The 20,760-nt window shown below is 72.2% G+C and carries 11 protein-coding genes, 1 pseudogene and 1 riboswitch; of the genes and pseudogenes, 4 read left to right on the forward strand and 8 right to left on the reverse strand.

Annotation, left to right across the window (positions count from 1 at the left end; translation table 11 throughout):
* Positions 1–294 (forward strand): cytochrome P450 (locus E1283_RS05180; protein WP_132816674.1); only part of this gene is annotated, 294 nt, incomplete at its 5' end.
* 34 nt (positions 295–328) lie between these two features.
* Positions 329–552: riboswitch (cobalamin riboswitch) on the forward strand.
* Positions 553–690: 138 nt separating this feature from the next.
* Positions 691–3,024, forward strand: coding sequence for a 5-methyltetrahydropteroyltriglutamate--homocysteine S-methyltransferase (gene metE, locus E1283_RS05185; RefSeq protein ID WP_132816675.1), 2,334 nt, complete (start codon positions 691–693; stop codon positions 3,022–3,024).
* Between the two features lie 58 nt (positions 3,025–3,082).
* On the opposite strand, the gene E1283_RS05190 is transcribed toward metE, so the two are convergent.
* The 7 genes and pseudogenes from E1283_RS05190 to E1283_RS05220 form a co-directional block, all read right to left on the reverse strand.
* The gene (locus E1283_RS05190) at positions 3,083–4,108 is read right to left on the reverse strand and encodes an ABC transporter substrate-binding protein (protein WP_132816676.1); all 1,026 of its coding nucleotides are present in this window, start codon (positions 4,106–4,108) and stop codon (positions 3,083–3,085) included.
* On the reverse strand, positions 4,105–4,926 hold the full coding sequence (locus E1283_RS05195) for an ABC transporter ATP-binding protein (protein ID WP_132816677.1): 822 nt from the start codon (positions 4,924–4,926) through the stop codon (positions 4,105–4,107). The genes E1283_RS05190 and E1283_RS05195 overlap by 4 nt, the downstream gene beginning before the upstream one ends.
* Complete coding sequence (locus E1283_RS05200; RefSeq protein ID WP_243744603.1) at positions 4,926–6,017, reverse strand: FecCD family ABC transporter permease; 1,092 nt, start codon at positions 6,015–6,017, stop codon at positions 4,926–4,928. Before E1283_RS05200 ends, E1283_RS05195 begins: the two co-directional genes overlap by 1 nt.
* A gap of 73 nt (positions 6,018–6,090) precedes the next feature.
* Positions 6,091–6,531: pseudogene (locus tag E1283_RS05205) on the reverse strand (MFS transporter); the annotation flags it as partial.
* 2,790 nt (positions 6,532–9,321) lie between these two features.
* Positions 9,322–11,721: a hypothetical protein gene (locus E1283_RS05210; protein WP_132816679.1), complete on the reverse strand. Its 2,400-nt coding sequence runs from the start codon at positions 11,719–11,721 to the stop codon at positions 9,322–9,324.
* A 15-nt stretch (positions 11,722–11,736) separates the two neighbouring features.
* Positions 11,737–17,082 (reverse strand): DUF6603 domain-containing protein, encoded by a 5,346-nt coding sequence (locus E1283_RS05215; RefSeq protein ID WP_132816680.1) that lies wholly within the window; start codon positions 17,080–17,082, stop codon positions 11,737–11,739.
* Positions 17,083–17,125: 43 nt separating this feature from the next.
* Positions 17,126–18,223 (reverse strand): S8 family serine peptidase, encoded by a 1,098-nt coding sequence (locus tag E1283_RS05220; protein WP_132816681.1) that lies wholly within the window; start codon positions 18,221–18,223, stop codon positions 17,126–17,128.
* Between the two features lie 544 nt (positions 18,224–18,767).
* Here E1283_RS05220 and E1283_RS05225 point away from each other — a divergent pair.
* Both E1283_RS05225 and E1283_RS05230 read left to right on the forward strand, forming a co-directional pair.
* The gene (locus E1283_RS05225; protein ID WP_132816682.1) at positions 18,768–19,040 is read left to right on the forward strand and encodes a hypothetical protein; all 273 of its coding nucleotides are present in this window, start codon (positions 18,768–18,770) and stop codon (positions 19,038–19,040) included.
* Positions 19,041–19,100: 60 nt separating this feature from the next.
* On the forward strand, positions 19,101–20,351 hold the full coding sequence (locus tag E1283_RS05230) for a type III secretion system effector protein (RefSeq protein WP_132816683.1): 1,251 nt from the start codon (positions 19,101–19,103) through the stop codon (positions 20,349–20,351).
* Between the two features lie 5 nt (positions 20,352–20,356).
* On the opposite strand, the gene E1283_RS05235 is transcribed toward E1283_RS05230, so the two are convergent.
* Positions 20,357–20,752: a hypothetical protein gene (locus tag E1283_RS05235; RefSeq protein WP_132816684.1), complete on the reverse strand. Its 396-nt coding sequence runs from the start codon at positions 20,750–20,752 to the stop codon at positions 20,357–20,359.
* Positions 20,753–20,760 lie beyond the last annotated feature (8 nt).

Genomic DNA, 20,760 nt, shown 5'->3' on the forward strand with positions numbered 1-20,760 from the left:
GCCCACGCCGATCGCGACCCCCGCGTCTTCGCCGCCCCCCACACCTTCGACATCACCCGCGCACCCGGCCCGATCCTGGCCTTCGGCCACGGCCCCCACCGCTGCGTCGGCGCCGGCCTCGCCCTGCTCGAACTGCGCACGGCCTTTCTGGCCCTGGCCCGCCGTCACCCCGACCTCACGATCGCCCGGCCCGTCACCGGACTGCCGTTCCTCAACGGCTCCCTGATCGGCGGGGTCGCCCACCTGCCCGTGACCTTCCCCGGCACGGCGCGGGCGCGGACGTCTTCCGGATGACGGACGGGGTGCGCCGGGTCGCCGGCCGGCCCCGTAGGCTGCTCCCGCAGCTGGTTCGCCCCGTCCGCCAGGCGGGAGGCGTCGCAAGAGGGAACCCGGTGGGAATCCGGGACTGCCCCGCAGCGGTGAGTGGGAACGACCGCCGTCATACGCACTGGGCCCGACGAACGGGGCCTGGGAAGCGACGGCCAGTAGGTGTCCTCCGGATCGGAGGGCGGGCCCGCGAGTCCGAAGACCTGCCAACTGCCCGTGCGCGGACCACCCGTGCGCGGACATCCCGGTGACCTCGAGGGCGGGTCGGCGTAGGCACGGGCCGTGCCGTCCGGTTGCCTACCCCTTCGCGTTCTCGTTCCCGTCGCCGGGATCTCAGGGAATCGTCTCGCGAAGGAGATCTCCATGACCAGCAAGCCCGCAGCCGGCAAGCCCGCAACCGCGGCAGCACGGGCCACCGTGTACGGCTACCCCCGCCAGGGACAGGGCCGGGAGTTGAAGAAGGCGATCGAGGGCTACTGGAAGGGCCGCGTCACCGCCGACGCCCTCCGGGCCACCGCCGCCGAACTGCGCCGTACCAACTGGCGGCGGCTGGCCGAGGCCGGCGTCGACGAGGTACCGACCGGCGACTTCTCCTTCTACGACCACGTCCTGGACACCACCGTCATGGTCGGCGCCGTCCCCGACCGGCACCGCGGCGCCGTCGCCGCCGACCCGCTGGACGGGTACTTCGCCATGGCGCGCGGCACCCAGGACGTCGCGCCGCTCGAGATGACCAAGTGGTTCGACACCAACTACCACTACCTGGTCCCCGAGCTCGGCCCGGACACGGTGTTCGCCGCCGACTCCACCCAGCAGGTCGGCGAGCTCCGGGAGGCCCTGGCCCTCGGCCTGACGGCCCGTCCCGTCCTCGTCGGTCCCGTCACCTATCTGCTGCTCGCCAAGCCGGCGCCCGGCGCGCCGGCGGACTTCGAGCCGCTGGCCCTGCTCGACCGCCTGCTGCCGGTGTACGCCGAGGTGTTGGCGGACCTGCGCGCGGCCGGCGCGGAGTGGGTGCAGCTGGACGAGCCGGCGCTGGTCCAGGACCGCACCCCGGACGAGCTGGACGCGGCGGCGCGCGCCTACCGCGGGCTCGGCACCCGGACCGACCGGCCCAGGCTCCTGGTCGCCTCCTACTTCGACCGGCTCGGCGACGCCCTGCCGGTGCTGGCCGAGGCCCCGGTCGACGGGCTCGCCCTGGACTTCACGGGTGCCGCCGAGGCCAACCTCGACGCGCTGGCGGCGGTCGGCGGGCTGCCGGGCAGGCGGCTGGTCGCGGGAGTGGTCGACGGCCGCAACGTCTGGATCAACGACCTGGCGAGGTCGCTGACCACCCTCGGGACCCTGCTCGGTCTGGCCGACCGGGTCGACGTCGCCGCCTCCTGCTCCCTCCTCCACGTCCCGCTGGACGCGGCGGCCGAGCGGGACATCGCCCCGGGGATCGTGCGGTGGCTGGCCTTCGCCCGGCAGAAGTCCGCCGAGATCGTCACCCTCGCCAGGGGCCTGGCCCACGGTACCGACGCCATCGCGGCCGAACTCGCCGCCAACCGGGCCGACCTGGCGTCCAGGGCCGGCTCCCCCATCACCCGCGACCCGGCCGTCCGGGCCCGGGCCGGCGCGGTGACCGAGGCCGACGCGCGCCGCCCCGAGCCCTACCCGGAGCGGGCCGCCGCCCAGCGCGCCCACCTCGGCCTGCCGCTGCTGCCGACCACGACCATCGGCTCCTTCCCGCAGACCGGCGAACTGCGCACCGCCCGCGCCGACCTGCGCGCCGGCCGCCTCGACACCGCGGGCTACGAGGAGCGCATCAGGGCCGAGATCCGGGAGGTCGTCTCCTTCCAGGAGCGGGCCGGTCTCGACGTGCTGGTGCACGGCGAGGCAGAACGCAACGACATGGTGCAGTACTTCGCCGAGCAGCTCACCGGCTATCTCGCCACCCGGCACGGCTGGGTGCAGTCGTACGGCACCCGCTACGTCCGGCCGCCGATCCTGGCCGGCGACATCTCCCGCCCCGAGCCGATGACGGTGCGCTGGACGACGTTCGCCCAGTCCCTCACCGCCCGCCCGGTGAAGGGCATGCTCACGGGTCCGGTGACCATGCTCGCCTGGTCGTTCGTCCGCGACGACCAGCCGCTCGGCGACACCGCGCGCCAGGTGGCACTCGCCCTGCGCGACGAGGTGAACGACCTGGAGGCGGCGGGAACCTCGGTGATCCAGGTGGACGAGCCGGCGCTGCGCGAGACGCTGCCGCTGCGGGCCGCCGACCGGGCCGGGTACCTGGCGTGGGCCACGGAGGCGTTCCGGCTCACCACCGGCGGCGTGCGTCCGGACACCCAGATCCACACCCACATGTGCTACGCCGAGTTCGGCGACGTCGTGCGGGCCATCGACGACCTCGACGCCGACGTCATCAGCCTGGAGGCCGCCCGCTCGCACATGCAGGTGGCCAGGGAGCTCGCCGCGCACGGCTATCCGCGCGAGGCGGGCCCCGGCGTCTACGACATCCACTCGCCCCGGGTGCCGAGCGCCGGGGAGGCCGCCGACCTCCTGCGCACCGGCCTGCGGGCCATCCCGGCCGAGCGCCTGTGGGTGAACCCGGACTGCGGCCTGAAGACCCGCGGTTGGGCCGAGACCCGGGCCTCCCTGGAGAGCCTGGTGACGGCGGCGCGCACCGTGCGCGGTGAGCTGTCCGCGTCCTGATCGGCCCGGCCGGACCGGGGGCGGGGCGCGTCGCGTCCCGCCCCCGGGCGGCCAGGTCCTAGGAGAGGCCGAGGTCCGCGGTGCGCAGGTACTCGCCGAACCCCTCGGCGCCGTCCACGACGCGGGGGCCGCTGATCGCCTCGTTGTAGTCGAGGACGTAGAAGTTGTCCTCGCGGACGGCGGGCAGCCGCGAGGTGACGGGAGAGGTCCGCAGGAACTCGATCTTCTCCTCGACGGGCTGGTCCTGGTAGTCGAGGACCACGATCACCTCCGGCTCGGCCTCGACCACCGCCTCCCAACCGACCGTGGTCCAGCGGTCCCTCAGGTCGGCGAAGACGTTCTCGCCGCCGGCGGTCTCGATGATCTCGTGGGGTGGGGCCTGGTTGCCCGAGGTGAAGGGCTGCTCGGTGCCCGAGTCGTAGACGAAGACCCGGGGCCGCCGGCCGTCGGGCGTCTGGTCCGCCACGGCGGCGACCCGCTCGCGCAGGCCGGCGACGACCTCGGCGGCCCGGTCCTCGACGCCGAACACCCGGCCGAGCAGCTCCAGGTCGTGGTAGAGGCCCTCGAAGGGCGTGAACTCCGCCGGGTGGCCAGGGTAGTTGTAGCAGGTCTCGCTGTGCATGAAGCTCTGGATGCCGAGGCCGTCGAGGATCTCCGGGGTGATGCCGCGTTCCTCGCTGAACCCGGACCGCCAGCCGGCGACGACGAGGTCGGCCCGGGCGTCCACGACGAGTTCGCGGTTGAGCAGGTCGTCGCTGAGCATCTCGACGCGGGCGTACTCGTCGGCCCACGGCGACTCCTCGACCGGCGGGTTGGCCGGCGGCATGACGTAGCCGAGGACGTGCTCGGTCAGGCCGAGGGCGAACATCTTGTCCGCGCTGCCGCCCTCGTAGACGACGGCCCGCTCGGGGCGCCGGTACTCGACCTCCTGGCCGCAGCGCTCCACGGTCACGGTCCCGGCCGCCCCGGCGGAGCCGGCGCCGTCGTCGTCCGGCTCGACCTCGGCGCCGCAGGCGGGCAACAGCAGGGTCGAGGCGACGAGGGCCGTCATGGCGAGCCGGCCGCGTCGGATACGGGTGGTCATGGTCGTCCTTCCGGGGGGTGTTCGAGGGAGTAGAGGAGTTGGGGGTCGCCGGTCAGCGGGTGCGGGACGACGGTGGCGTCGACGCCGAACACGTCGCGGACCAGCTCCGGGGTGAGCACCTCGCGCGGCGTGCCGGCGGCGACGAGGGTGCCGTCGGCGAGGACGCCGATCCGGTCGCAGGCGGCGGCGGCCAGGTTGAGGTCGTGCAGCACCACGAGCACCGTGGTTCCGGTGCGGCGCAGCAGCGAGAGGAGCCGTATCTGGTGGCGGATGTCGAGGTGGTTGGTGGGCTCGTCGAGGACCAGGACGGCGGGTTCCTGCACCAGCGCGCGGGCGGCCAGTACGCGCTGGCGCTCGCCGCCGGAGAGAGTGAGCACGCCGCGGTCGGCCAGGTGGAGGACGTCGAGGTCGGCCATGGCCCGGCGGCACAGCTCGCGCTCGCGGGCGCCGGGGGCCTGGTTGCCGCGCAGGTGCGGGGTGCGGCCGAGGGCGACGATCTCCCGGGCGGTGAAGTCGAGTTCGGAGCCGTTCTCCTGGGTCAGGGCCGCGACGGACCTGGCGCTCTCGCGGCGGGGCAGCGCCAGCAGGTCGCGGTCGTCGAGCCGGACGGCGCCGCGGGTGGGGGCGAGCGCCCGGTAGACGCAGCGGAGGGCGGTCGACTTGCCGCTGCCGTTGGGACCGACCAGGCCGGTGACGCGCCCGGCGCCGGCCTCCAGGGACAGGTCCCGCACCAGCGACCGGCCGTCGATCGCGACGTGGAGGCCGTCGAGCCGCAGGCGCGCCGGCGCGGGCGCCGGGCGGGGCGGGGAGTCGGCCATCAGCGGCCTCCGAACAGGTATCCGTGGCGCCGCATGAGCGTGACGAAGACGGGCACGCCGACGAGCGCGGTGACGACGCCGAGCGGCAGCTCCCGGGGCGCGGCGAGCGTCCTGGCCACCAGGTCGGCCCAGACGACGAACACCGCGCCGAGGAGCGGCGCGAGCACCAGGACCCGGGCGTGTCGGGCGCCGACGAGGATGCGGACCAGGTGCGGCATGACCAGGCCCACGAAGCCGATCGCCCCGCTGACCGCGACCATCGCGCCGGTCATCAGGGCGGTGAGCACGAACAGCGCGCGGCGCACGGCCGCGAGGTCGACGCCCAGGCTGGCGGCGGTCTCGTCGCCGAGCGCCATGGCGTCGAGCGAGCGGGCGAAGCGGTGCAGCGCGAGGGTGCCGAGGACGACGATCGCCGCGACCAGCGGCAGTGAGCCCCAGGTCGCGGCGCCGAAGCCGCCGAAGGTCCAGAAGAGCACGGTGTGCGTGGCCTCGCCGTCGGGCACCAGGTAGACCAGCACGCTCATCACGGCCTGGAAGCCGTAGGCGAGGGCGACCCCGGTGAGCACGAGCCGCAGCGGGGTCAGTCCCGCGCGGCTGAGGGAGGCGGCGTAGACGAGGGCGGCGGCGCCCAGCGCGCCGGCGAAGGCACCCGCCGACAGGGCGTGGATCCCGAACGAGGAGAAGACGCCGAAGACGGTGACGGCGACGGCGCCGACCGAGGCCCCCGAGGAGACGCCCAGCACGAACGGGTCGGCCAACGCGTTGCGCACCAGCGCCTGGACGGCGACGCCGACCACGCTGAGCCCGGCCCCCACGGTGGCGGCCAGCAGCACGCGCGGCGTACGGACCTGCCAGATGATCTGGTACCTGGTCAGCTCGTCGGCCGGGATGGTGCCGCCGGTCAGGGCCGCCCACAGGTAGCGGGTGGTGTCGGCCGGCGGGACGACGGCGGAGCCGAGCCCGATGGCGAGCACGATCGAGGCCAGCAGGGCCGCCAGCAGGACGAGGACGGGAAGGAGGAGGCCGCGGCCGGCCGCCGCGGTTCCCGCGGTGTCGGGAGGTGCGCCGACGGAGGGCGGCGAACTGCTCATGGAAATCATTTGCAAGTAGAGTGGCAGCGCGTCGCCGACTCCGTCAATGGTCGGATGATCACCATCCGGTCACCTACCGCCGGGAGAAGCGCCGGGCGGAGGGCACGAGGGCGGCGGCCGCCGGGGCCAGGAAGCAGACCGCCGCGCAGACGCCGAGCACCGGACCGGGCCCGAACGCGTCGGCCGCGGGGGCGATCAGCACCAGGCCGAGCGGGGCGAGACCGTAGGAGACCAGGAAGTCGAGCGAGGAGACGCGCGCCAGCAGCCGGGGCTCCACCTCTCGCTGCGTCGCGGTGAACCAGGGCACGTTGAAGAGTTCGATGCCCACGCCCGCCGCCGCGTAGGCGGCCACCACCAGGGCCGGGTGCACCGGCAGCAGCAGGCCGAGCGGGGCGAGACCGTAGGCGGCCAGGCCCGCGAGCGCCACCCAGCCGGGGGACCTCGGGCGCCACCGCGCGACGACCAGGGCGCCAAGCAGCGCGCCCGCCGTGTAGGCGGTGGCGAAGGCGTGCAGGTGGGGGCGTGGCGTCCTGAGGTCGTCGAGGGTGTGGACGGCGGAGTCGGGCAGTGCGGCCCACCGCACGTCCGTGGTGGTCGTCCCGCCGCTGCCCGCGGTGCGGCGTAGGCACAGTTCGCCGAGGGCCTCGCCGGTGGGGGCGTAGCAGAGCAGGGAGTGGTCCACGTAGTTGGGGACGAGCCAGGCGCAGACCGGGGTGGTGCCGCCGTTGAGGTCGACGGGTCGGGTGTCGTCGTGTTCGTCGACGAAGTCGAAGCGGAGGCGGGCCGGTTGGTGGAGGCGTGGGGGGAGTTGGACCAGGCGGTCCTTGAGCTGGTTGTCGGCGTACCTGGGCCCCGGGGCGAGGCTGTCGGCCGGATGGGCCAGCAGGTACCTGGCGTCGCCGCGGAGGACGAAGTCCAGGTTCTGACCGAACTCGTCGATGACGGTGAGCCTGAGGAGGGCGAGCTGGCCGGCCCGGATCTGGGTGAAGCCGGACGGCTGCCACGTGGTCTGGTCGTTCTCGCGAACGGGCAGCGGGCCCGGGTTGGGCAGGAAGTGGTACTGGTCCTCGACGAGTCGGCCGATGGCCTGGGGCGGGGCGAGGTGGGCGCTGGTGTCCCGCTTGGCGAGGGCGTCGGTGAGGCCGTCGGCGCGTTGGGAGAGCATGTCGAGCTTCGCGGTCGCGGCGGCGGCCTTCCCGAAGCCGTCGGGGTCGGCGACCGGATGGCCGGCCGCCCGGTCCTGGAGTCGGCTGTCGAGGAGGTGGGCCGGGAGCGGGACGAGGAACTGGCGGCCCTTCACGGAACGCCAGGGATCGGCGGCGCCGTCCGCCCACCGGTAGCGGCCGCCGTCGAAGGTCCAGTTCGGCTTCGCCGGTGAGCCGTAGGGGACGGGCCAGTGGGCGAACTCCCACTGGTGGAACAGGGGTTTCCACGGTTGCCGCCAGGTGGGGAGCAGCGGGCTGCTGTCCTTGGGCTTGGCCAGCAGGTCGGCGAACTCCCCGATGAGGGCGGAGACGAGGTCGGGTAGTCCGCCCTTGGCCAGTGTGTCGAACGGCGCGGGGAACTTCGCTCCGGGTGTGACGCTGCCGCCGATCTCCTTGGGGAGCCGGCAGGTGACGGGTGCGTCCCCGGCGCGGCTGTCCCGGGGCTGGTGGCTGTTGGCGCCGGCCAGTACGACGCTGGGGTCGTTGGGCGCGTGGAAGGGGGGCAGCGGTTCTCGGCGGAGGTCGTACCCGGCGGGGAACTTCCTGTCCTTGAGGTAGGAGGTGATGGAGGTGGCGAGCGCCGTCTCGTCGTCGCCGTGGGGGAGGTCCTTGAGCAGCGCGCCGACCCGGTCCTGTCGCGTCTTCACCTCGGCGGCCAGGGTGCCGGCCCTGGCGGGGTCGATCTCCTTCCGGAGCGTGGCGCGGTAGGTCTGGTCGGGGACCTTGGGGCGGTCCGCCAACCACCACAGCGCGTACAGGCGGCTCTGGAGTGCGGCGAGCTCCCTTTTCTCCCGGTCGTAGGTGTCCTGGGTCTTGTTGAGGGCCGCCAGCTTCGCTTCGGCGTCCTTCGAGCCGCCGGACCAGGTGACGGGGTTGCCGCGGGAGGTGTTGCCGCGGTCGTCGGTGGCGATCAGGCGCCAGAGGTAGCCGCCGGGGCGTTGTTCGAACCAGCCGCGGTGCATGGCCTGCGCGGTGAGGATGGCGCCGTCCTGGCCGTCGAGGGTGTCGAGCACGCCGGCGGCCAGGGCATGCAGCACGAGGCCGTCGCCCGGCGTGGTCGCGGACTTGCCGTCCTTCGTGGTGAGGGCGCGGGTGAGCAGGGTGGCGGCGGCCTCGGCGGCTCCGCTGCCGAAGGCGATGCCGGGGTCGTTCGTCGGCTTGTTCGCCAGGTCGGGCCGGTCGGATGCGGGAGGTGTCGCGGCGGAGCGGTCCCAGACCAGGCCGGCGGTGCGGCCGCAGTACAGCGTGGACGTCGGCGTCCAGCCCGGGGCTGTGGCGCCGGTCTTCCAGCCGAGCTGGGCCAGTGCCTCGTCCAGGGTCCTGTCCTTGCCGTTCGGCGTTTTGCCCTTGAGGAGCCGGGTGAGCTCCTCCTGGCCGGGGTCGGAGTGCCAACCGGCGACCTGGTAGGCGACGGTGGCCTTGTCCAGGCCGGTGAGGGGGTCGTGCAGCGAGAAGACGTCCTGGTGGTAGGGCTGGAAGACGTGGAAGGTGACCAGCCCCGGCCCGACGGCGGTCAGGAACATCTCCTTCCGCTTGGGGCTGGTGAGGGCCGGTTCGCTCCAGGGCGTTCCGCCGGGGCCGATGGGCAGCCTGCGGCCGAGGCCGGTGGGGGTGACGCTGGTGCGGTAGGGCGTGGTCGTCTCGTCGGCGACGGTGCCCCGGACCGGGTGGATGGCCGCGGACGTGCCGTTCTGGTCGAGGTAGTCGCTCTCCACCACCCACCCGTCGACCGTGGCCGCCTTGCCGGTCTGCTTGGCGTGGCGGATGACGAGCCAGCGGTTGGGGACGAGCGGGAACTCGCTGGGGCCGCCCGGGGTGCGGGGGCGGCCGTGGCGCAGTCCTTCGGGGACCTCCCAGCGCACGTAGACGCCGTCGTACCGGGCGTTGGGTTCGTCGTTCCCCGGGACGTACCAGGGGATCTCGTTGTCGAACGGGTCCGGCTCAGGACTCTGTCGCTCGAACAGGTATCTGAAGTTCGGCCGCCAGCGGCGGAAGCCATGCCCTCCTCGGGCCCGCACGGCAGGGGTGACGGCGAGGGCGTCCAGCCTCACCGGGACGATCAGCGTCCGGTCGGTGTCAGTCATGGGGGGTTCCTCGGGTCACGGGGTCTGCCTGAACGTGCGACGCTGAGCGGCGTTGATCAGCTGGATGGCGAACTCGCTGGTCCTGAGCGCTGTGTCCTTGCCGAGCGCGGTGCCGAGAGCCTGGGCGAGCTGGGCCACCCGCAGGACTCCCGTCGACGCCTGTGCCGCGTCCTTGCGGACGTAGTCGCCAAGGCCCGGGTGGCTGGGGAAGGTCACGGCGTCGCCCTTCGCGTCCTTCTTCTCCTGGCCGAGCTGGCCGGCGCCGAGGTCGCGCAGGCGGATGACGCCGCCCTTGATCGGGTCGGTCTCCTGGCTGGTGGCGGGCTCGTCGATGCCGAAGTGGATCCCCTGCTGCGGTTCGCGGAGTTCCACCCGCCCCGGGACACCGTCGAAGAGGACGAGCAGCACGTCGTCGGCGAGATGCTCCCGACGGATGAGGGGCAGCGGCTTCTCCCCCGCGGTGACCTTCGCCTCGGCGTAGGGGCGGACCTCGAGCGCGGGCCAGCCGCTCGCCAGCTGGGATCGGATCACCAGGCCACAGGGTTTCTTGGGGCGGGGCAGCGCCCCGTCGCCCCCGATGCCCCAGAGGACCTCGTCGACGGTGAGGTCGAACTCGCGGGCGAGCCCGACGCTCAGCGCGCCCTCCAGCAGGGTCTCGATCCACTCGGGGTCGACGTGGAAGAACCGCAGGCTCTCCACCGGCAACATCGCGCTGTCCGGGACCAGCTGGGCGAACGGCACCCGGTTGAGGGTGATCAGCTCACCGAGCCAACGCCGCACCACGGCCAGGTCCTCGGCCGGCCGCACGGCGCCCTTGCCGAAGGCACCCACCCCGGTCAGCGGCGCCAGGGCGTCGGAGACCCGCTTGCGCTCGGCGGGCTTGTCCCGCGCGTCGCGGGCGGTCACGTCCGTCAGCGCCGGCAGCCCGGGAGCCGTGGGGAACCGCGTCACCTCCTGAGTGGGGTCGTCGCCGGACGTCTTCTGCCAGTCGTTCCCGGTGGAACGCAGCCCGGCCTCCAGCCGATCGAACATCCCGGATCCGATCAGGCTCTCCAACCGCTCGCCCGCCTCGCCGCCGGGCCGCGCCTTCGGGGTGGCGCGGACGAGCCCGGGCGGCGGGGCGGGAAGCAGGGCCCGCTGCGCCAACGTGCCCCGCAGCCGCAGCAGGGCGGTACAGAAGCCTCGATCGGCCAGTGCGACGCCGCGCCCGATGGTGAAGGCGGCCGGCAGGCTGATGTCGAAGATCCCGAACGCCGGGAGGTGGATCAGCCCCTCGGCGGCACAGCGCCGCCGCTCCCGCTCGGGCGGTGCCGGGGGAACGGCGGGCGTGAACGGTCCGCGGTACCAGGCGAAGGTGGAGCTGCCCGCCTCGGTGCGGCACGACACCGGCACATAGCCGTCCGCCAGGCGCTGTTCGACCTCGCCCTGCTCGTCACCGACGGTCGGCAGCCCGTTGGACGGCAGCCGAAGCAGCAGTCCCTCGCCCGTCGTTCCCCCCTGCCGGACGAACTGCTCCGTGAGGGCGGCGAACCCGGGCGAGTGGTCGGGGAGCGACTCGAAGGCCGACGACCACAGGGAGATCATCCGAAGCCGCTCGTCCCCGCCGGTGGACTGGTCCTTCTCCTGCGGGAGCGTCCAGCCTTCGAGCGAGACCAGATGCGCCACGAACCGGCCGCCGGCGGCCGGGGGAATCCGGTTGGCGGTGACGACCGCGTAGTCCCCGATGGCGACCTCGTCCAGCGTCCGCAGCACCTTCTGCTGCCGCTCGTCGACCAACCGGACGTGCGCCAGGAAGGGCAACTCCTGCTCCGTCGGTGCCAGCGCCCGGAACGTGGCGCGGGTGAGCAGGATCGTCCGGCAGACCCGGTTCCTGTCCTCGTCGGGAACCGGGCTGCCGACCGTGTCGAACGACGGCAGCGTGACGTTCCTGTCCTCGTCCAACCGGGAGGATTTCTCCGCCAGTTGCCTGACGGTGCGCTCGTCGGTCTGGCCGAGGCAGTGCGGGTCGTTGCGCAACTCGCCCTCGCCGAACAGCAACAAGGCCAGCCACGGCCGCCCCTCCCCGGCCGGTGGTGCCTTCGCGGGTTCCCGCTCCCACGGCAGCGTCGGCCGGTTCAGGGTCACGTGCGGCAGCACGTCGCTGTACAGGCCGGTCGACCCGTCGGGCGGATAGCAGCCGTGCAGCCACTCGGGCTCGATCCCGAACCGTGGCGCGCGCACCTCGATCGTCTGCCGCACGGGCTGCTGTTCCGTGGGCAGGTACTCCCCGCCGTCCACCAGCGTGCTCTTGCCGTCGGTCAGCTTCTGGGAGGCGGTGAGCTCGTAGCTGCCGGCGGGCAACGTGGGCCGCAGGTAGTCCAGGAACTGCACGTCGAGATCCGAGTTCGGATCGAGGACGTACTCGGGGAAGGTCACGGTCGTCCCTCGCTCTCAGGTGGTGGAGGCATGCGGCGGTGCGGTCGCGGCGAGCACCAGGGCCGGAGCCGGCAGCGTCACCCGGGCCGGCAGGAGGACGGGGGCCGCTCCGCTGAGGTCCAGCACGGCCAGGACCCCCTTCGCGTCGACCGGGTCCGCCAGGGCGGCGAACAGCCGCTTGCCGTCGACGCCGACGGCCAGCGCCACGGGGTGCGAACCGACCCAGACCGGCTGCCCCACCTCGCTGATCTTCGCGGCGCTGGCGTCGGAGGTGTCGAACACCGACACCGTGCCCGCGACCCGGTTGGCGACGTACAGCCGCGTGCCGTCCGGCGACACCGCGAGCGCGCCGGGATCCGTGCCGGTCGGGAGGACCGCCGCCGGCGGCTTCTCGCCGTCGTCGGTGAGGGGAGCGTCGACGACGGAGACCGTCGCGTGGCGATCGTTGACGACGTAGAGCCGACGGCCCTTCGGATCCACCGCGATGTGGGACGGATCCGGCCCGGCCAACCGTTCGAAGAACGGAGGGTCTCCCTCGGCGGTGCTGGTGACATCGGTGACGGCGACCGTGCCCTTCGCATGCGTGACGCCTTGGTCGGTATTCGGGAGAAGCGCGAAGACATACGCCTTTCCGCCCCACAGGCTGCCTTCGGCGGTGGCGACTTCACCGGGTACCACGCCGTGGAAGCCGAAGGACTTCTCCCTGGTCCGCTCGTCGAGGTCGATCAACCAGGTTTCGCTGACGCCGGTGACACAGGCGCGCTTGCCCCCCGCCAGGATCGCGACTCCGCGCGGTTCGGACTGCGTGTGCATGTCGTGCTCCTGACGTTCCGCGCCGTCGAGCGGATCCGTCGTGATGTCCCAGATCTCCATGCGCTCCTGGCCGACGCCGCACAGCACGTCTCCCTCGCCACTCGCGGCCAGCAGACGGAGCCTCACCTCGTGGGCGGGCCTGACGCGGTCGGACACCGCGAGACTGTCCGTCTCGACCGTCGTCACCCCTCCCTCGCTGTCCAGGGCGTAGATCCGGGGACCGGGCCGCAGGGCCACCCTCCTGCTGACGGAGATTCCCCCGGCCAGGGTGTCCCCGGCGACCACCACGTCGTCCGGCCGCAGCGGAGCGTCGTTGGTGCCCGGGCTGACACCCAGGTACTCCATGGCGTCGAAGAGCCGGGAGCGATTCCAGTCCGATGCCGGCTCGACATCCACGCGGTCGGGCTCGTCACCGGTCGCGACCAGGTCACGGGAGACGGCCTTCGCGAACGGCAGGACGCCATCGGGTGCGCGGTCGTCGCACCCCAGGGTGCCGGCCGGAACGGCTCCGGGGGAGTAGCCGCGTTCCGGCATCGGAATCCGCAGATCCACGCCGGTCAACTGGTTGGGCACGGACGACGGGCTGGTGGGGCCCAACCTGCCGGTGTAGGGCCCCCACAGCGCGGCCGGCAGGGAGCTGGTCACCTCGCCACCCCGCGTGGGCTCCCAGTCGGCCAGCCTGCGCTGTTTCCCGCTGGCGACATCGGTCAGTGTGAGCACGAGGACCGAGGCCAGGTTCCTGCCGGCGTCGCGGCAGGGCCGCAGGTTCACGGCGGTGCCCTTGAGGGTCTTCCCGGACGCCTTGTCGGGGCCCTCGAGACGCAACTCGCTGAGGGGGACGGCGGTGCGGACGGCGAACGAGAGGGCTCCGGGCCCGACGATCCACTTCTCGCGTCCCCGGTCGTCCTCGACCTGCGCGGGAATCAACCCGTCGGTCGGCGCGAGACGAACGGCACCGTCGGACGGCGGTAGCTGCGGTTGCACCTCCTTCCATCGCGCGGGCTTGTCGACAGCGTCGGAGCCCGGGCCGAAGTCGACGGTGAACTTGATGAACCACAGCTTGACGGTGACCTCACCCGTCGTCGGAGGACCCCACAGTCGCAGCGACGCCCCGATCTCCACCCTGATGGGCACCCGGACCAGCCAGAGATTCAGGACGTAACTGACGCCGATCTCCACGCCGATGTCGAGGTCGAAGCTGAACGGGGCCCACTCGATCAGCAGCTTCGCCCAGGCCGACAGCCAGGCGTGCAGGTCCCCGGAGTGGAAGTCGACGCGCAGCTCACCACCGGCCATGATCGCGCCGGGCGTCAACGCGAAGAAGGCGCTGCCCCGGATCGACAGTTGGCCGCTCACCGCCCAGGAGAAGCCGAGCGCGGGAACCCTCGGATAGTGGGCAGGCACCGGGAAGCCGGGGTGGTAGCCCCCGAGAGTCAGCACGAAGTCCCCGGAGCGGGCCCCGTCCAGCCACACGTACAGGGCGAACCCGCCGGTCAGCACACACGACTCGTCGATCAGATACGAGCCGGCGGCCAGCTGCGCCGTCAGCTTCAGCACGCCCTCGCTGGCCCGGTAGGTGGCGGACAGCCCCAGGAGCGCTCTCGCGTACTGCCGACCCGTCTTGGGGAAGCGCGCGTCGGCCGTGCCCAGCACGGCGACGGCGAAGTCGTCGCCGAGTTCGAGCAGCAGCAGCGCCTGGCAGTCCAGGAACTCGAACACGCGGAACGCGGCGCCGGCCGCGAACCAGATCTGCCCGACGCTGGGGCGCACCCACGCGTCCTTGCCGCCGCTCATCAGCTCCGTGAGCACGTCGAGTGGCTGCTCGCCACCCGAGGAGTTCAGCTTCCTGAGGAACGGGAAGTCCAGGACCTTGTCCCCGTCCGGGACGCGCACCGTGGTGTGGTAGCCGAAACCCGCCATGATCCCGGTGACCTGGACCGGGGGCGGGCCGCCGAACCTGCCCGAGGCGCGCCCGAACACGAACATCGACGGCTCGCCGTTCGTCCTGCGGAGGTAGGCCCCCAGCGCGGTCAGCCCGAACTCCTTCACGGATACCGCGAGCACCCCCTCGACGAAGACGTCGTAACCCGACTTCTGACGGTTGGCCAGCGCCCCGAGGATCGTCACCGGTGCCCGGTCGTACCCCACGCCGAGCCCGTCGAGCCGGAACACCGGATGCGAAGGATCCTTCAACGGCACCCCGATGCCGAGCCCGAGCACACCGACGGTGAGCCCGGCCATCCCCAGCGTGGCTTCGAACATCGCCCACGCCGAGCCGCCGGCCAGGCTCACCCCCACCCGCCGCACGTACAGCGGCCCGACCGCGCGCTCGACGTTCACCCACGCCACCGTCGGGGCGGTCGGCGGCGTCTCGCCGCCGAACGTCACGAACGGAGCCGCCGGCTCGGAGCGGCCCAGCACCACCCGCGCCGTGGGCGGGGCCTCCCGCGCGGCGGCGCCGGTGTCGGCACCGGCATCGTCTGCCGGGCCGAGGGCCTTCGGGGCCTTCTTGTCCGGCTTGACGAGTACGGACGTCACCCCCGTGCCGGGCAGCAACAGGTCGACCGCGTACGACACTCCCTTGGCCAGCCCGGCGGCGGGCAGCAGCCCCAACTGTGGGTCGCACCCCGTCAGGGCGCGGTTCAGGTGGGCGGTCTGCCGCGCGGTCAACGAACCGGAGGAGACCAGCACGCTCATCCCGCGCAGGCCGGCGTCCTGTCCGGCGGGGATCTGGCCCTCGAGCAGCGGGATCCCCGACAGCCCCAGGCTGAGCGCGGCCGTCACCCGCGCCACCCACGACCGGTCCTTGCCGGGCGGCCGCGTCGACACCACCGTCAGCGCCCCGCCCGCCTTCTGGCGAGCGCTGAACACCAAGGTCCGGTCCGCCGTCGCGTAGCCGATGGAGACCTTCTCGATGGCCCCCGCCTGATCCAGCAGACCGGTGACCGTCTCGTCCGCCACCCCCAGCAGCGTGGCGAGGTCCTTCAGCGACACTCCCCGCGGATCGGCCACCGACGCGGTGAACTCACCCTCCGCGATGTTCCCCGACAGCGTCAGGACGAGCTGCCGCGGCGTGGTGCCGGCCGTCGGCACGGCCAGGGCCAGGGTCCCGCTGTAGGTCTGGTCCCAGCCCGGCGGTTTCCTGGACAGCGCCGCCTTCAGCTGGAGATCGGCGGACACCTCGCCCAGCGGGAACGCCGCGTGCGCCTCCAGCTCGAACTTCTTGCTGTCGTCGCTGGTGAACGTCGCCGCGATGCTTTCGACCTCAAGGTCCTTCAACACGGGCGGCGCGTCCAGGTCGAAGGCGCGGAAGACGTCACGAGGACTCAGGTCGTAGGCGACGCCGGAGAACGCCCAGCCGGTGCCGGATCGTCGCGCGACCAGGTTCATCGCCCCGTCCCCGACCCGCCAGGTGCAGCCGAGCTCCCCGGTAACGCCCGCGCTGGTCCTGCCGACCCGCAGGAAGAGGTCGGTCATGGTGACCGGGCCGGCCTGGCTGTCGCCGGTGATCTCCAGGCCGAGGGTGTAGGAGGGGGACGCGCCCCACGGGTCGGCCATCAGGGTCAGCCGCTTCAGGCCCAGGCCGCTCAGCCCCGGCAGCTTGGAGTCGGGGAAGTACGTGTCGAGCAGCGGAGCCAGCTTCATCTCGCCCGCCGGGGTGGCGATCCCCAGGAACCGCCCGTCGGGAAGGCTGGCCGCCACGTCGACGACCAGCTCCTTGGCCACGGTGATCCGGCCACCGACGCGGACCGCGGGGGCGCTGACCCCCCGAAGGATCTCGAACTCCGCGTAGAGGTCCGACACCTTGAGCGCGCCCGCGACGATGTCCCAGGACGCGCCGAGGGCGACGCGGGGTGTGACGGAGCGGATCTCCGAGGCGGTGAAGCTCACCGCCAGATCGGTCAGCGACAGAGTCTTCGGGGTGATCTCGGAGGGGAGGCCGAACGGCCCGACCTGTCCCCCCGACCACTTCGCCAGCCCCTTGAGGTCGTCGAGCGTGCCCACGGGCACGGGCGGGAACGGGCCTTGGAGCACCCAGGGCAGAAACCCGGTCTCCGGCCGCATCCCCCATACATAGGGGCGAGCCTGCGCCCCGGCGGAGGGGAACGGAACGTCCAGCCCCACACCGGCCGTGGCGACCGGTTCCCCGTACCGCGGGACCACGACCCCCAACACGAGATGGAGCACCCCCGCCTCACCGAGCGCCTTCAGCGCGCCGGGATCGACCTCCACCTGCCCGGTCGGGATGGTCCAGCCCCGCAGCGTGACATCGATCCGGACCCCGGCCACCGACGTGCCGGCGGAGTCCTCCTGGAAGACCACCCGCGCGGGAAGATCCTCCGAGGCGTTGAGGACCCGCACGTCACCGGCGAGGGCCAGCCCGCCCGCGTCCTTGTTCCTGACGTTCTTCACGCTCAGCGTGGCGTCGGGAAGGTGCTTGCCGAACAGGGCCTTCCCCGGCTCCGTCCCGAACTCGGCACCGGACAGCGTGAACGTGTCGGAGGACGCGTTGATCCGCGCACGCAGGTCCGTCGGGGAAAGCGCCATGGTGAATGATTCTTCCTCTCGCCTCGGTCGGGTCGTCCGGTCGCTACTTCTCCCCGTTGAGTTCCCTGGCCCTGTTCAATGCCGCGTTGGCGTCCACGAGACCTTTACCGCACTGATTTCCCCCGTTGTCCTTGCACTGCCCATCCCGGGCGGTTTCCATGATCGCCTTCTTCACCAGGGGAGGCTTCAGCTTGGGATACTTGGCGAGGATGAGGGCGGCGATCCCGGCGACGTGCGGAGCGGCGAAACTCGTCCCGTCGTCCGCTTCGACCGTGTCGCGATCCGGTCCTCTCGTTCCCGTGTTCTTGAGGGTCTGGACAGCGACGCCAGGGGCCACCACGTCGATCTCTCGCCCGCCGCCTCCCCTGCCGGATCCCGGCATGATATTCCCGAGCTTGTCGACCGCGCCCACGACAATGGCTGACTGACTGCAATTCAGCGGATACGTATTGCCGGCCCGCAGGGGATTGCCGTGTTCGTCGCCGTTCGTGGCGGCGAGCACGACGACGATCTCGAGAAGGTCGAGGATCTCGAAGGCTGTTTTGTTGTGATCCTTGCAAGCCCCCTGTGCCCCGCCGACACTGATATTGACGACCTTGGGGGTGTTCCTCTCCAGATCGTCGAGTCCGGGGACGGAATAGCCTCCGAGCCACTGGACGGCAGTGGCGATGTCGGTGTCGGCGATCCCACAAGGGCCCTCTACTCGAATGGGGAGGATGACGGCGTCCGGCGCGACAGCGGCGATGTACTTTTCGTTGTTCGTCGCTGCCGCGGCGATGCCCATCACGGCCGTTCCATGCCATGCGCTGTCCACCGCGCGCTCGCCCTGGCGGCAGAAATTCGCATCATGCCCGGTTCCGGTATCGAGTGCGTCATTGGAATAGTAGGCGCCGCCGTTCGGATTCTCCCGGTTCTTGCGGGAAATGATCGTGACGCCAGGTAGATACTTCTTGTCGGCGCCGCTGAGCTGTAGGTCGGAGTGGGGCGTGTAGCCGCTGTCGATGACGGCGATGACAACCCCACTTCCCAGGCTGGACTTCCAGGCCTCCCTTGCGTTGATTCCCGCCCCGCTCTTCAGGTTCCATTGGAGCCCGTTCTTGTAGAAAGGGTCATTCGGGTCGTCCTGGGGGAAAACGCTCATCACGGCGGGGGAGAGTTGGTCGGCGGATCTCCCGGTGTCGCCGTGGCCCGCTGTCCGGGAGGAGGACGCCGGAACGGACGCCGACGCGACCAGCGAACACGCCACCAGGGGGACGGCCACGGTGAAGGTTCGGCGAGTCAACGACCAGGCCGCATTCACGTGTCCTCCGGCGGCGGCAAGGGTGCGCGGGCGAGAACACCGTGCCGCCCCCGGGGCCCCGACCTGGGCACACCACTTCGGGTCGGGTCGACATTCCCCCTAAGGGATCGTGGAAGGCGCCCAGACGGGGCCACGCCGATGGGGGCGTGCGTTGCTCCTGCTCTGGGGGGTGGAGCGGTCGCGCGCCCGGGGGATGTCGTGGCGCTCGCTCTTCCGGGGGAAGTCGCCGGGGGCGGTCTTGTGGCCGCTGTCGCGCGCGGTGTCCGCTGGTCCCTGCGCGTGCCGATCGGCACCGGGCTTTCGGACAGGGAAGAAGGGGAAGCGCATGGGGAGAACGCGGGCCGCTGTCGCCGGTCTCACCGCGGCCGTGCTGGGGATGGGCGGAGTGCTGATCGCGGCCCCCGCGGCGTCGGCGGATCCCATTGCCGCGTGCAACGTCTTTCTCGTCAACGACGAACTCGGCGGCTACCTTTACACCGAATGCGGCGCCGGGATCCCGCTGCGCGTGCGCGGCAGAGTCACGTGCGAGACCGTCGACGGCGACAGGTACGAGATCACCGGGGAATGGCGCCGGATCGACGAGTCGGAGGGGGCCGTTTTCCGCACCTACTGCGACCCGGGCGACACGGCTGTCGGAGGGAGGGCCGACCTCAGGTGAGTGGAGCGTCGGCCGGCGGCCCCGCGGCCGCCCGGCGTTCGCGGGCGCATGATGGCGGTCATGCCGACCAAGATCGTGTTCCCCGGTGCGGAGAAGAAGATCAAGCTCGTCCTGCCGACCAGGAAGGAGACCTCACCCGAGAGCCGGACCGTGGAGGGGTGGGAGATCCGCCCGGGCATCGTCTACACGGCGCTCCGGAACCTCCATACCCGGATGTCGTACGCGCTCACCGGGGAGCCGCTCGGCCCGAGTTACGTCACGGCCACCACCGCGGAGGCGTACCACAAGCGGTTGATGGGCCTGATCGGCCGGCTGGAGGCCAAGCAGGGACACGGGCTGGCCCTGCTCGACTTCTTCGGCCAGGCGGTTCCGCTGCCCGGCCACGGCGCGGACCCGGCGGAGCGGGACCAGACGGCGACCTACGCCACGACCGGGACCCCCGCCGACGTGCGGGTGGTGATCGGCGCCGCGGTGTCCGGGAACAAGGCGCTGATGGCCTGGCACGAACGGAGTGGCAACGGGGTCGGCTCGGTCGGCTACGTGGAGTTCGAGCCGTCCCTGATCGCCCAGGTCGACGAGGTCGCCATTCCGCCCGAGCTGCTGCTCGGCCACGAGCTCGTGCACGCGGCCCGCTTCCTGGCGGGTACCGCCCAGCCCCGCGGGTCCGCGCCCGTCAAGCGCACCGTCCCGGTGCTGCGCGACTCCACCGGCGTGGTCTTCCACGACAGCGACTACGAGGAGATCCTCACCCACGGGAACCTGCTCGCCCTGGCCTGGGCCGAGCGGCTGGAAGGTGAGGGAGCCAAGGCCTTCATCCGCCCCACCGAAGCCCACCTGCGGTCCGACGAGTTGGCGCGCGCCCACGTGGAGAGCCTGCCCCCGGGCGATCCGGCGCTGGCGGCGGCGCTCGCCACCTACCGGGCGCGGCGGCGGCTGGTCGCCGTCAGCGAGGTCACCCTGGCGCGCGAACTGGGCTTCGTCACCCGCCCCGCCTACACGCCGTTGCGGGAGAGCAACGCGGTCTACGGCACGTTGCAGGTGGAGCGCGACAAGGTGCCGGACAGCGCCTTCCAACGGCAGCACGGGCAGGGCCTGCCACCGGAGCTGGCGTCCAAGGTCACCTGGGGATCCGCGCCAGGCGCATCCGACGTGGTGGCGAACGTGGGCGACGACGACCGGAAGCGGGCCGAGGAACTCGATGCCGGGGTGCGGGCGGCCGGCGACACGCTCGTCATGGCGTTCCCGGAGGAGCCTGAGCCGCGGCCGGGCGGTAGGAAGCCGGCGGCGCTCGCCCTCACGCGGGGCGCCTGAGTCCGTTACCCGGGCTCGGGCTTGGGGGCTGCACCGGTGCCCAGCGGGACCCAGGTGAATTGGGCTTCCCAGGCAGCGCAACCTTGGGTGGCCTGCGCGCCGATGTCGACTTGTTGGCCGGCGCACACGGGGGCGGTGAAGCTTGTCCGGGCGATGCCGATGTCCTTGGTGACGGTTTCGCACTGGCAGCCGAAACTCACACCGTCGACGGAGGCCCATGCATACGCCTTGTGTTGGGTGGATTCGTCCATGGACAGGTAGACGGTGCCGATCAGGAATCCATCGGTCAGAACGCCGGCACCCGGCAGTTTCCGAAGCCCGCCTTTCCCCGTGGCTTTCCACAGCAGCTGGGCCTTGCCGAACGCCCGGACGCTGCCGTGCAGGGTCAGGTTCGCTGTCATGGGTGGGG

This window comes from Streptomyces hainanensis (assembly GCF_004348415.1).
Taxonomy (GTDB): domain Bacteria; phylum Actinomycetota; class Actinomycetes; order Streptomycetales; family Streptomycetaceae; genus Streptomyces; species Streptomyces hainanensis.

Coding starts and splice junctions, on each gene's coding strand:
- metE (WP_132816675.1), top strand. CDS start 691: ATGACCAGCAAGCCCGCAGCCGGCAAGCCCGCAACCGCGGCAGCACGG.
- E1283_RS05190 (WP_132816676.1), bottom strand. CDS start 4,108: ATGACCACCCGTATCCGACGCGGCCGGCTCGCCATGACGGCCCTCGTC.
- E1283_RS05195 (WP_132816677.1), bottom strand. CDS start 4,926: ATGGCCGACTCCCCGCCCCGCCCGGCGCCCGCGCCGGCGCGCCTGCGG.
- E1283_RS05200 (WP_243744603.1), bottom strand. CDS start 6,017: ATGAGCAGTTCGCCGCCCTCCGTCGGCGCACCTCCCGACACCGCGGGA.
- E1283_RS05215 (WP_132816680.1), bottom strand. CDS start 17,082: ATGGCGCTTTCCCCGACGGACCTGCGTGCGCGGATCAACGCGTCCTCC.
- E1283_RS05220 (WP_132816681.1), bottom strand. CDS start 18,223: ATGAGCGTTTTCCCCCAGGACGACCCGAATGACCCTTTCTACAAGAAC.
- E1283_RS05230 (WP_132816683.1), top strand. CDS start 19,101: ATGCCGACCAAGATCGTGTTCCCCGGTGCGGAGAAGAAGATCAAGCTC.
- E1283_RS05235 (WP_132816684.1), bottom strand. CDS start 20,752: ATGACAGCGAACCTGACCCTGCACGGCAGCGTCCGGGCGTTCGGCAAG.